Genomic DNA, 13,228 nt, shown 5'->3' on the forward strand with positions numbered 1-13,228 from the left:
GTCAACTGCTTTTGCGTCATGTGTCATATTCTATAATGCCGCGACCTCTAAGATCATAATTTTCTTGCGCTACCCCTACTTATTGAGCCGATACAGATAAAGGTTTCTACCAAAATGAGCTTTTATCGTGATTTTTGAAAAATAATTAAACTATAAATTCTGAATTTAAATTAGTACATAAGTCTGATTGCATTGGCTAAGATATCGCTTAATCTGAGTATATAGAAACGAATTAGATTTCTGCTTATGCTGAATTCGATTCTTCAAACTCTTGCTGAAATGTTGACTAACGGATCTGTTCTCACTAGCACTGAGCAAATAAACTTTAGTCACCCTGGAAGCTTAGAAAATAGTAATAGAGAGCTATCACTTAATCTCTATCTGTATGATGTTCGAATCAGTAAAAAAATGCCAAATAATGGCAGGCAGGTGGAACGCTATTTTGATGATTCACGACAGGTTGCAGAAGTATGTAGAGCACCCAGTTGGTTCGATATCTCTATTGTGATTACAGCCCGCGATCGCACTGTATTAGGAGAGCTTCATCTTCTGTCTGAAACTCTACTGCTGTTAATGCGTAGCCGACTATTGCGGGAGGAGTTTCTAACTCCTGATCTTCGTGGCCACGGCAACTTATCATTATCAGTCACTAGCGACCCACCCATTGATGTAGTAAGTTTATGGAATTCTCTTTCTATTCCCATACGCCCTGCTATTTATTTGACAGTAACTGTTCCCTTTAATGTATGGAGAAAAACAACTGTACCTTTGGTTACTGAACGACATTTTGGAGTTAATAATTCAATTCCAGCTATCAGCAGGAATGCATCTAAAACTCAGCAAGTTGCCATTGCTGGCATTGTCAAAAATAGTCTTAACTCAAAGCCATTAAAACGAGTTCAAATCATCCTTCAAGGAACCGAGAAATCAGTAACTAGCAATGAGCAGGGGTATTTTATGTTTGAGAATTTGACCTCTGGAAACTACATTTTACACCTGAGACGATTTGGCTATCAGTTTAAGACTTGTAATATTTTTGTGGACGGAAAACCATGTATCCCCAAAGAGATATTACTTATGCCCGCCTACTAAATTTCTATATCAATCGATTATCCAACAAATCAAGGAGCATTTAACATGGCTAGACTAGACTACTTTGCACCCGGCGTTTATGTTGAAGAAGTCGATCGCGGCAGTCGTCCGATTGAGGGCGTTAGTACTTCGGTCGCAGGATTTATCGGCTTTACTGAAGATATACGAGGCGGGGCCGAACTCTTTAAACCCATGCTTGTCACAAGTTGGACTCAGTATCTTGAATACTTTGCCCGACGCAACTCTAACGGGTTCACAGACTTCGATGCATATTTACCTTTCTCAGTTCGAGGATATTTCCTAAATGGAGGCGGACGCTGTTGGGTTACAAGTATTGGAACGCAACTCCCCAGTATTGGCCAAGAAAATTCAAAACGGAAAGCACCTGCCTTAGAGATCCCAAGACGCGGTAATAGCCCAAGTTTAAATTTATCCATCCGGACTGAACACTTCGATAACGGCCCCATTAAAATCGCAATTCAGGATGGAACGCCTCGTGCATTACCTCCTGCGAAGAATCTCGATAAAGCCAACGACCAGATTAAAGGTCAATCGCAGGGGACGGATAAAGTAGAAATAACTCATAATCCGCGTGAGTTATTCTCTCTAAAAGTCTGCCGAGACAATCAAGTGCTTGAGGAATACAATCACTTGAGTATGGATCCAAAACCCCAAACCCAGGCTGTAACCTATGTTGTTGAGGCTCTGAAAAACTCTAAGTATATTTCGATTGGAGATGTTGCTCAACCTGGACTGCCTTTATCCCGACGGCCCTTGAATGGCGAATACGAACTACTGCCCCCAGGGCCAAATTCTACACCTGAGAAATTTGCTAGTGAAATAGAAGGGGATCGGAGCGAACGAACTGGCGTTCTCGGTATCTTTGAAATCGACGAGATTACAATGATATGTTTTCCAGATTTAATGCGAGCCTATGAAGCTCAAATTTTAAGCCTTGAACAAGTTCATGGTGTGATGGAGACCATGATCAGCATGTCTGAAGGTTCTACTAGCGGGGATATGCCAGGGCCAACCAATCGAATGGTTGTGTTAGATCCTCCCCCCGATCGCACTAGGCCTCAAGATGTTGTTGATTGGTTAGATGAGTTTGGTCGTCGTTCTATGTTTGGCGCTCTCTATTATCCGTGGGTTAAAGTACCTAATCCTCGAAATGCAGGGCGTTCAATTCTTGTTCCTCCTTCTGGGCACATGATGGGCGTATGGGGCCGAACGGATGAATCGCGGGGTGTTTACAAAGCTCCTGCGAATGAAGTCCCCAGAGGAATTACTGGTTTAGCTTATGATGTCAACTTTAGAGAGCAAGAACTCCTTAACCCACTAGGTATCAACTGCATTCGGAAATTTCCTAACCGAGGAATTCGGATTTGGGGTGCTAGAACCCTGGTTGAGCCGGACAAAACCGAATGGCGCTATATCAGCGTCAGAAGGCTGATTAGCTATATTGAGCGCTCGATTGAAGCTGGAACTCAGTGGGCTGTCTTTGAACCGAACGACGAAGAATTGTGGACGCAGGTTAAATATACCGTTAGTAATTTTTTAGAGCGGATATGGCGCGAGGGTGCATTGTTCGGAGCTACTCCTAGCCAAGCGTTTTACGTCAAATGTGACGCTGAAAACAATACACCTGAAACAATGACCTTGGGGCGTTTATATATCGATGTTGGTGTATGCCCTGTACGTCCGGCTGAATTTGTAGTCTTCCGCATCAGCCAGTGGAATGCTCTTGAAACAGAACAAAACTAACCATCTTCTCAAGTCAACTATTTATTGAACGAAATTACTAGGAGAAAATTATGCCAGGTCCAGATTATCTCGAGTGTTCTAGCTTTACTTTTAGTGCCGGATCTAAGATCAAGGATTTACCAGTCAAGGAGTTCAGCAATATGGGGATGGATGCTCCTCCCACCGATCATGTTGCTGGCTCTGGGAAACAAGGAGAAAAAACAATGCAACCAAGGCCAACACCTGTCAAACCGTTGAACCCAACGATTGTTTTGGCTGGATGTAAAGACAAAAGTGCCTATACTTGGTTTAACAAAGTTAACCCTCCTACGGGTAAGAGTCCTGACTGGAAAGGACAACTTGAAGATGCAAAAATCACTGCGTATGCAGACGGCAAAGCAGTTATGGAATGGCAGATTAAGCAATGCTATCCCTGCAAGTATTCAGTCTCTTCATTGACTGCTGCCGGTGGAGAATTAATTTGCGAAACGATAGAGTTAGTTGCTCAAGAAGTTACGCGTGAACAATAGCTAATATTCACTATTGCTATCACGTAAAAATTACTTGCCCTCTATTAAAAGAGGGCAAACCTTATCTTTTAATTCTGTTGATTCCAGTCATTAAGATAATTTAGTTCAACGAAAGAAATTATGGCAACCTCATCTAGAAGTCCCGTTTTTTTTACTGCATCTAATTTCTATTTAGGTTTAAAGCTTGATGGTTCAAGCGACGTGGTAGATGCAGTTTTCTTAGAATGTCAGGGATTTAACTATTCGCAGGATGTAATTGAGTTTAGTGAGGTTACTTCAGGTCGATGGGGCAAGGCGAACAAAGGAAAGTTTGTGCAAACGAAACTTCCAGGTAATGCCAAGAGCGGAAATTTAACATTACTTCGAGGAATGACAAGTTCGATGACTTTATGGAACTGGTTTGAGTTAATTAAGGATGGTAACTGGGCTAAACAAAGAAAAAATGCTCTTCTAACGATCTATGAAGATGGAAAAGCCCAGGCAGAATTTGAACTAACAGCAGCCTGGCCTACGCGTTACAAAATCTCAGATGTTAAATCTAATAGTCAAGAGATAGAAATTGAGGAAGTAGAAGTAGCCTACGAAGGGTTTAAACGGGTGAAATAAAAGATTTATACAAACAAAGCTCTGAATGAAGATAGTGCATTTAGTAGAAACTTATGAGTAATGGATTAGCGATCGCAGCGATAACTGCTGTATTTAAAAACTTAATAGAAGACGGCTTGGTTCAGAATGCAGCCCTGTCGAGTATGGGAAATATTTTAGTAACTACACTTCCCCCAGATCAGATTTCTATTGGAGTCGATGGTCAACCTCAGCTAAATCTGTTTCTCTACCAGGTTTCAGAAAATCGTAATGCAGATATGGGTAAAAGCGATCGCTACCAGCCAACCCATCATCAAGCCAGTACAGAAGAAGGTGCAATTCTCCCTTTAGCCATCAATCTCCATTATGTATTGACCGCCTACGGAAACAAAGACTTTCAAACGGAAATACTGTTGGGTTATGTCATGCAGCTCATGCATCAAACTCCGGTTTTATCTAACGCCATGATTAGAGCAATGCTAAATCATGTCGCAACCATCAATCGTTCCGGTCTTTTGGCACAAGCGATTGAATCGACTTCTGTTGAAGCTTTGACCGAGCAGTTAGACCAAGTAAGAATCGCGCCAAACTTGTTCGATACAGAACAGATGTCTAGATTGTGGTCACTCTTACAAGGTTCTTATCGACCTTCGATTGCGTATGAAGTATCGATGATGTTTATTGCATCTAAAAAATCTTCACTTGCTCCAGGTTCTAATAAAGGAGCATCGAATCAGCCGCAAATTGAGAAAATTGTTGCATCGCCTACAAATAGCCAGATTATAGCGGGGAGCAGTCTAATCATCTATGGCAAGAATCTGAGTGCGGATATAACTCTGCTCCGTCTGAACGGAGGAGAAAACCTATTAGAACCACAAATTGTTGAAGACAACAGAATTTTGTTTAAACTGCCTCAAAATCTATATGCTGGGGTTCACACAGTTCAAGTTGTTCATCAACAACTATATAAGTACCAAAGTTATAAAGATTTAGAGGTAGTGTCGAATGAGCAGACTTTCGTTTTGCATCCAACCATAAACGATAGCGCTGTTATAGCTCTTCAAGACTAATATGTGCGGCTACACCAATTCGTTTCGGTATGACTCATCTTTGCACTCACTACATTTATCGTAAGCGATTATCCGGTCATAATATCAGACCATAAATCGGCTCATAAGGATAATCTTATATGTATAACTCAAATCATTTTGAAGATTGGTATGAATCTAATCGAAATTATTTTCTCGCAGTCATTAACCAGCTGCACACAGTTATTCAGAGCTATATTAATCAGCTTGAAAATAATTCTAAAATAGAGCCTAATAACCCGAATCAAGATATACCTGAGCTTATAAAGCTGAAAGCGGTGATGTTGCAGCCTCCAGCTTTAGAACAACTTTGTCAAAGGTTTAAACTTTCAGAATTTGAGCGCTCTATATTAGTATTTTGTGCAGCTATTGAAATCGACCTACGCTTTTCAGAGTTATGTGTTGAAGTCCACAGTGGCAATAGTCAATATCATCCAACATTCGGTTTGGCTCTTAGTGCACTGCCTAATGCCCATTGGAGCGCTTTGGCTCCCGATGGAGCACTCCGCTATTGGAAACTGATCGACTTAGGCTCAGGTAGTACCCTGACTAGCACATCTCTTCATATAGATGAGAGAATCCTTCATTATCTTATAGGTGTGAAAACAATAGACTCGTTACTGACAGAAATTACTGAGCTACCATCCTACACACAACGACTGATTCCTTCTCATCAATGCTTGGCAGATACTATAAAGGCTCTATGGGAATTAAATTCATTTCAGAATTCTTTGCCTATCATTCAGCTATGTGGTTCAGAGATGGAGGATAAAACCGACATTGCCCAAGCTGTCTGTCAACATTTTAATCTACAGGTAAATCTTTTGAACTGCCATCGTATCCCTCTCAAGCCCAATGAATTAGAGACTTTTATCCGCCGACTGGAAAGAGAATGTATTTTGGAGGGTAGAGCGCTCCTTCTAATTTGTGAGGATATTGATCGTTCCGACAAGCTACAACTTGCTTCTCTTAATCAACTGCTTGAGGAACTAGAATGTTTTGCGATCGTTACGACACTTTTTCCACTTCAAGGCATAAAGCGTCAAATGATTCGCTTTGATGTTCCTAAACCCCTACCTCAAGAACAGTTAATTACCTGGGAAACCTCTGTGGACGAACTCAAAATTCAACTTCATGAGCAAGAGAAATATATACCAGACTCAAATAAGCTGCTGCAAGACTTGCAAGAACTCACGTCTCAGTTTCAACTTAGTACCTCTATGATTCGTCGAGCCTGTGCGGCAGCTGTTGGGCAGTTGACAATGCCATCCACTCCTTCCCTAAAACAGGCTCTATGGCAAAGTTGCCGCGTCCAGGCTCGTCCTGGATTAGATGAGCTTGCAGAGCGAATTGAATCTAAATTGTCTTGGGAAGATTTAGTATTACCGCCCCTTCAGAAGGGAATTCTAAAAGAAATTTCGGCTCATGTGCGACAGAAGGCCAAAGTATACGAAAAGTGGGGATTTGCATCTAAAAGTAGACGCGGACTGGGTATTACAGCCCTATTTTCTGGGCCTAGCGGAACCGGAAAAACTCTGGCAGCAGGTGTTCTTGCCAATGAGCTGAACCTCGATCTTTATAAAATTGAACTTTCTGCTGTTGTCAGTAAGTACATTGGCGAAACCGAGAAAAATTTACAGCAGATATTTAATGCGGCTGAGAGCGGGGGTGTAATTTTGCTTTTTGATGAGGCAGACTCTATTTTTGGTAAACGGAGTGAAGTTAAAGATTCTAAAGATCGCAATGCCAATCTAGAAGTCAGTTATCTACTTCAGCGAATGGAATCCTATCCAGGAATGGCTATTTTAACGACGAATTTACAGAGTAATTTAGACCCTGCATTTATGCGGCGACTTCGGTTCGTGACTCAATTTTCTCTCCCAGATGCCGCCCATCGAGCTGAAATTTGGCGACGGATTTTTCCGCCTGATACCCCAACCGAAGGCTTAAACTTTGAAAGACTGGCTCAACTTAACGCCCCTGGCGGTAATATCCGTATCATTGCCCTCAATTCAGCCTTTATGGCCGCCGATGTAGAAGAGCCTGTCCAAATGAAGCATATTCTTAAAGCAACTCAAACAGAGTATGAAAAGTTAGGGAAATCATTAACGAGCATAGAAATTGCTGGCTGGATTTAAGGTTGCATCACAAAAATTTTCTCCCCCTGCCTCCCCTGCTCCCCCTACCTGCCTTCACTCATCATTTTCGGTTGGTCAAATACTAGCTTGCTAAAACTATCGACAGTTAACACAAAATGCCAATCTAAGTAAAGCTGAAGCCCTACGTCGTGCTCAGGAGTTTGTTTTGAAGGATAAAGGATATCCATTTTATTGGGCACCCTATGTTTTAGTAGGGAATTGGCTTTAGGTGACTAGAGAAAGGGTTTCAATTCTTGCCCACGCTCAAGGGCTAGTTTACATTCTACTGTCGTTGATGACTTCTAGCATGATGAGATGTAGTATGTAGCATATTAACTGTTTATCCTGAAAAATGTAGTATTAATTAACACATAATGTATAAGATATCAAGCGATCGCCTTTTCCCCAACATCCAATAGTGAATGGCACTAAGAAAACGTGAAACCTGCTCAGGGCAGGGTATTGGGGGAAGAGTATAGGTGTAGGAGAAAATCAAGAAAATTAAAACAGCAAGAACTGCCTTCTTCACCTAGTATTTGAAGAGTTAATTTAACCTGAATTTCGGGAATTATTATAAAACAACATTCAGGCAAGTAATAATGTTTAAATTAATTGCTCGTATCCCTGACTATAGTATTGCAAGTTTAATTTATGAAGCTACTACCACAGTAATTTATCGAGCATACTCCAAGTCTAACGAGCGCTCAGTTATTATCAAACTGCTCAAAGCAGAGTATCCGACTGTCAAAGAGATTGCTCAGATTAAGCACGAATATGAAATTATCCAAAACCTGAAGATTGCAGGTGTCATCAGAGCTTATGAATTAATCAATTACGACAACGGTTACAGTAATGGACTAGCACTGGTTTTAGAAGATTTTGGTGGAGAATCTTTAAAAGCTCAAATATCAAATACAGGCTTGGAACTTACGAAATTCCTCAACATTGCCATTCAAATTACTGAAACTTTAGGTGAGTTACATACCCTGCACATTATTCATAAGGATCTTCAGCCCGAAAATATTCTTTATAACCCCAATACCGAAAAAATAAAATTGATTGACTTCAGCATCGCTTCGCTGCTGTTGAAAGAAAGTCCAGAAATCAGTAGTCTCAACCTCCTAGAAGGAACGCTGGCTTATATGTCGCCAGAGCAAACTGGACGCATCAATCGAACCTTAGATTATCGTACAGATTTTTACTCATTAGGTGTCATTTTCTACGAAATGCTGACGGGTCGGCTTCCCTTCCAGAATGCTCAAGACCCAATGGAATTGGTACATTGTCACATTGCGAAAATTCCAGTAGCTCCGCACGAGATTAATTCTAATGTACCACTGGTAATCTCTGCGATCGCTATGAAACTTCTCAGCAAAACTGCTGAAGACCGCTACCAGAGTGCTTACGGGTTAAAGGCTGACCTAGAGCAAGCAGCGATACAACTACAAACAAAAGGCAGCATTGACCTTTTTACCTTAGGCCAGCAAGATTTTTCGCATCAATTCCAAATAGCTCAAAAACTTTACGGTCGGGAAGTAGAAGTGGCAGCTTTAATGGCTGCCTTTGAGAAAGTGAGCCTTGGTTCGAGCGAAGTTGTCTTGGTAGGAGGATATTCAGGTATCGGCAAATCCTCACTAGTTAACGAAGTTCACAAACCGATTGTCCGGCAACGAGGTTACTTCATCAGTGGCAAATTTGACCAACTCAAGCGAGATATTCCTTATGCTTCTTTGATTCAAGCATTTCGAGAATTAATGCGACAACTGTTAGCTGAAAGCCAAGCCAGAGTTGAGGTTTGGAAAAATAAATTACTACGAGCATTGGGAGTTAATGGTCAAGTTATTATTGATGTCATCCCGGAAGTAGAACTGATTATTGGGCAGCAAGCGCCTGTACCGCAGTTGGGGGTTGCTGAGTCTCAAAACCGTTTTAATCGGGTGTTTAAGCAATTTATCCATGCCTTTACTGCTGTTGGACATCCCTTAGTACTGTTTTTAGATGACCTCCAATGGGCAGATGCCGCCTCTGTGAACCTGGTCGAGAATCTGATGACTGACCCAGAAAGCCAGTATCTCTTGCTGATTGGGGCTTACCGAGATAACGAAGTTAGTCCCACCCATCCACTGATGCTAATGCTAGAGGCAATTCAAGCATTTGGGGCAACCGTTGAAGAGTTACTTTTGAAGCCATTAGCAGCATCTCATATTACTCAACTGGTTACTGACACGTTCAATTGCGAATCATCTCAGGCAGAACCTTTAGCTAATTTGCTATTTCAAAAAACCCAAGGTAATCCCTTTTTCTTGACTCAGTTACTAAAAGTACTGCATCAAGATAATCTTTTGACATTTGATCATCGTTCGGGTTTCTGGAAGTGGGATCTCAACAAAATTCAGGAACAAGCCATTACCGATAATGTTGTCGATTTAATGGTGAATAAAATTCAGAGGCTGTCAGAACCGACGCAGCAAGTTTTACAATTAGCTGCTTGTGTTGGCAACCGATTTAATTTAGAAATTCTAGCTGTAGTAAACGAAAAATCTCCATCAGCAACAGCAGTTGATTTATGGGAAGCTTTGCGGGCGGGATTAATTCTTCCCTTAAGCGATACTTACAAAATTCCTCAGTTGTTGAATCAGTTGGAATTGGCAACATACTGCGATACTGCTGTACAAGTTGACTATAAGTTTTTGCACGATCGCGTTCAGCAAGCTGCCTATTCTTTAATTCCAATCGATCAGCAAAAACAAGTACACCTGAAGGTAGGTAAATTACTATTACATAATACTGAAAAATCCCAGTTGGAAGAACATCTTTTTGATATCGTCAACCATCTCAATGCTGGCGGTTCATTGATTGTGGAACCAGCAGAAAGATATGAACTGGCAGAATTAAATCTGAAAGCAGGTCAACGGGCAAAATCATCTTCGGCGTTTGTAACTGCACTCAAGTTGCTAGAAAAAGGGGTAAGTTATCTACCTGGAAATAGCTGGCAAGATAATTATTTACTTACATTAAATTTATATTTACAATCTGGAGAAGCAGAATTTTTAAATGGGAAATATGAGGAAGCTTTGCTGATTTTCGAGCAGACTTTTAGCCAGGTTAAAACTACTCTTGATATGTGTCGGGTGAATGAATATCGAATTATGTGTTATCGGATGGAGAATGATTTAAACTCCGCATATAAAATTGGGTTAAATACTTTGGAGCTTTTAGACTTGGAGTTTACAGCTTATCCCGATGATGCATATCTGTTAGAAAAACTTAATCATACCAAAAAAGTTATTGGCGATCGCTCAATTTTTAGTCTCGCAGAACTACCAAAAATGCAAGACGAAGAAAAGCTAATGGCTCAACGCATTTTAAAAGAAGTCTGGCCTATTGCCTACTTTTTAGGATCTAAAGCGTTGCATATCACATCGATGAATATAACTCAACTTTCAGTTCAGTATGGCAACTCACCAATTTCGGTATTTGGCTATATGCTTTATGCTTTTAATCTGGTGTTTCAATACGGTGAAGTTGATTCAGGTTATGAGTTTGGGGAACTATCTTTGCATTTACATGAAATTTTAAGAACGAAGGAATTAGAAGCAAATATTCTGAATATGTGGGGCGGTTTAGTTTGTCACTACAAAGACCATATTAGCGAGAGTAAACCTTATTTATTGAAGGGATTTAATAGTGGTTTAGAAACAGGTTCTTATCAATGGTCTGGCTATTGTTCAGTTAATTTTTTATGGCAATGCTTATTTGGAAATGAATCTTTAGAAAAAACCGCAGAAGTAGCCGAAGATTTTATTCCTAGCCTCCGCAAAATTGACAGAAATATGTTGAACTACCATCTGCTGGCTATGGAAGCGATCGCTAACCTGACTAAGCCAGCAGGCAAGATTGATGAGCTTGTTGGAACTTGGGCAGATGAACGGCAAGTGCTAGAGTTTGCATTGGCATCTTCGGATATGTTGAGTGCATTTGTAGTTTACATCTATAAACTTGCGCTCTGTAACTGGTATGGAGAATTTATCAAAGCTGTTGAATATGGAGAGAATGCGGAACAATTTGTTGGGGGAGCGCGAGGTATTTTTATTAATCCTGTTTTCTATTTCCACCAAAGTATTGCCTTAGCAGGGGCTTATACGGAGGTAGATACAGAAACTCAAGCTATTTATCTGCATAAACTAAATGCCAACTTAGAAAAATTCCAGCAATGGGCAATGCACTGTCCAACCAATTATCAACATAAGTTCCTGCTGATCCAAGCTGAAATTGCTCGGATTCACCAACAAGATTATCAGGCAATGGAACTGTATGACAAGGCGATCGCTTCTGCTGCCGAAAACGGTTATTTACAAAATGAAGCCTTGGCAAACGAACTAGCATTTCGATTTTACTTAGCCAAGGATAGGAAAAACTTTGCCAAAATTTATTTAAAAGAAGCCCGCTATGGCTATTTAAAGTGGCAAGCTACGGGTAAAGTTCGGCAACTGGACGAACAATATTCCCAAATTTTTAGAGATACAGTTGAGCGGCGTAGGGCTACAAAGCAGATTCAGGACATTTCTGAAGCTAAAACCCAAACTCTAGATATCAGCACAGCGATTAAAGCATCCCAGGCACTCTCAAGCGAGATGGAGCTAAGTCGCCTACTGGAGAAGATGATGACGATCGCGATCGAGAATGCTGGGGCCCAAATGGGTTATCTACTTGTAAAACGAGAGAACCAGTGGGTGATTGAAGCCGAAGGAAATATTGAGCGAGATCAAGTGACAGTGCGATCGTCGAGTCTGTTTCAAGTAAAGCATAAACTACCAGTTTTGCTGATTAACTATGTTGAAAGAACAAAAGAAAATTTGGTTTTAGACGATGCTAGCCACACAGAACGTTTTGTGAGTGACAACTATATTGTTGCCAATCAACCCAAATCAATTTTGTGTTTGCCTTTCTCTCATCAGGGTAAGCTAACTGGAGTTCTTTACCTGGAAAATAACCTCACCACCGGAGTCTTTACCGCAGAGCGATTAGAGGTACTGAACTTGTTAACCTCGCAAGTTTCCATCTCTATAGAAAATGCTCGGCTCTACACAAATTTGCACATATACTCCCAGGAGTTAGAGATTTCAGAAACACAAGCGCGTGAAAAAGCAAAACAGCTAGAACACACTCTCAATGAATTGAAGCTCACCCAATCTCAGATGGTGCAAAGCGAAAAAATGTCTAGCTTGGGGCAGTTGGTAGCAGGCGTTGCTCACGAAATCAATAACCCAGTCAGTTTTATTTACGGCAACCTTACTTACGTTAATAATTATGTCAAAGACTTGATGAGTGTAGTACAACTTTATCAGCAGCAAAACCAGAAGTTACCGCATAAAGTTCAAAATGAAATAGATGCGGTTGACTTAGATTTTTTGATGGAAGATTTACCTAAGCTGTTGGCTTCTATGAAAGTGGGAACCGATCGCATTCGCCAGATTGTATTATCTTTACGAAACTTTTCCCGCCTAGACGAAGCTGAAGTCAAAGCCGTTGATATCCATGAGGGCATTGATAGCACTCTGATGATTTTGCAAAATCGGCTTAAACCCGAACCAAATTCTCCCGGAATTCAGGTAATACAGGAGTACGGAAACCTACCACCCGTAGAGTGCTACCCTGGCCAACTGAATCAGGTATTTATGAATCTGATCGCGAATTCGATTGACTCTTTAGAAGAATTTAACAAACATCGGACTTATGCCGATATCGCACGTCAGCCAAGTATCATTACAATTCGTACTACTGTTGAAGGCGATTTTGCCGTAATTCGCATTGCTGACAACGGTTCTGGTATCAGCGAAAATGTGCGGCGGCAACTTTTCACACCCTTTTTTACCACCAAACCTGTTGGTAAAGGCACTGGTTTAGGGCTATCTATTAGTTACCAGATTGTGACTAATAAGCATCGAGGGCAGTTAGAGTGTGTATCCATTTCAGGACAAGGGGCTGAATTTATGATCTCTATCCCCCTTAAGGCAAGGTAGGGTGAGTAGGGTGACTAGGGGAGGCAGCG

General features: G+C 41.0%; 7 protein-coding genes and 1 pseudogene. All 8 read left to right on the forward strand.

Annotation, left to right across the window (positions count from 1 at the left end; genetic code table 11):
* The first annotated feature begins 246 nt into the window (after positions 1-246).
* The 8 genes and pseudogenes from V7K25_RS15500 to V7K25_RS15535 all read left to right on the forward strand — a co-directional run bounded on the left by V7K25_RS15500 (position 247) and on the right by V7K25_RS15535 (position 13,199).
* Positions 247-1,092 (forward strand): Pvc16 family protein, encoded by an 846-nt coding sequence (locus V7K25_RS15500; protein ID WP_335159354.1) that lies wholly within the window; start codon positions 247-249, stop codon positions 1,090-1,092.
* 45 nt (positions 1,093-1,137) lie between these two features.
* Positions 1,138-2,856 carry a phage tail sheath family protein gene (locus V7K25_RS15505; RefSeq protein ID WP_335159356.1) on the forward strand — a complete coding sequence of 573 codons (1,719 nt, stop codon included), beginning with the start codon at positions 1,138-1,140 and terminating at the stop codon, positions 2,854-2,856.
* A 50-nt stretch (positions 2,857-2,906) separates the two neighbouring features.
* On the forward strand, positions 2,907-3,365 hold the full coding sequence (locus V7K25_RS15510) for a phage tail protein (RefSeq protein ID WP_335159358.1): 459 nt from the start codon (positions 2,907-2,909) through the stop codon (positions 3,363-3,365).
* A gap of 120 nt (positions 3,366-3,485) precedes the next feature.
* On the forward strand, positions 3,486-3,971 hold the full coding sequence (locus V7K25_RS15515; protein WP_335159360.1) for a phage tail protein: 486 nt from the start codon (positions 3,486-3,488) through the stop codon (positions 3,969-3,971).
* 53 nt (positions 3,972-4,024) lie between these two features.
* The gene (locus tag V7K25_RS15520; protein ID WP_335159362.1) at positions 4,025-5,020 is read left to right on the forward strand and encodes a Pvc16 family protein; all 996 of its coding nucleotides are present in this window, start codon (positions 4,025-4,027) and stop codon (positions 5,018-5,020) included.
* Between the two features lie 119 nt (positions 5,021-5,139).
* On the forward strand, positions 5,140-7,176 hold the full coding sequence (locus tag V7K25_RS15525) for an ATP-binding protein (protein ID WP_335159364.1): 2,037 nt from the start codon (positions 5,140-5,142) through the stop codon (positions 7,174-7,176).
* Between the two features lie 109 nt (positions 7,177-7,285).
* Positions 7,286-7,405 (forward strand): annotated as a pseudogene (locus tag V7K25_RS15530) (CHAT domain-containing protein); the annotation flags it as partial.
* A 370-nt stretch (positions 7,406-7,775) separates the two neighbouring features.
* Entirely contained in the window at positions 7,776-13,199 is a 5,424-nt protein-coding gene (locus tag V7K25_RS15535) for a trifunctional serine/threonine-protein kinase/ATP-binding protein/sensor histidine kinase (RefSeq protein ID WP_335159366.1), read from the forward strand.
* The last annotated feature ends 29 nt before the right edge of the window (positions 13,200-13,228 follow it).

It is taken from the genome of Nostoc sp. (genome assembly GCF_036919495.1).
Taxonomy (GTDB): Bacteria; Cyanobacteriota; Cyanobacteriia; order Cyanobacteriales; family Nostocaceae; genus Nostoc.

Coding starts and splice junctions, on each gene's coding strand:
- V7K25_RS15500 (WP_335159354.1), top strand. CDS start 247: ATGCTGAATTCGATTCTTCAAACTCTTGCTGAAATGTTGACTAACGGA.
- V7K25_RS15505 (WP_335159356.1), top strand. CDS start 1,138: ATGGCTAGACTAGACTACTTTGCACCCGGCGTTTATGTTGAAGAAGTC.
- V7K25_RS15510 (WP_335159358.1), top strand. CDS start 2,907: ATGCCAGGTCCAGATTATCTCGAGTGTTCTAGCTTTACTTTTAGTGCC.
- V7K25_RS15515 (WP_335159360.1), top strand. CDS start 3,486: ATGGCAACCTCATCTAGAAGTCCCGTTTTTTTTACTGCATCTAATTTC.
- V7K25_RS15520 (WP_335159362.1), top strand. CDS start 4,025: ATGAGTAATGGATTAGCGATCGCAGCGATAACTGCTGTATTTAAAAAC.
- V7K25_RS15525 (WP_335159364.1), top strand. CDS start 5,140: ATGTATAACTCAAATCATTTTGAAGATTGGTATGAATCTAATCGAAAT.
- V7K25_RS15535 (WP_335159366.1), top strand. CDS start 7,776: ATGTTTAAATTAATTGCTCGTATCCCTGACTATAGTATTGCAAGTTTA.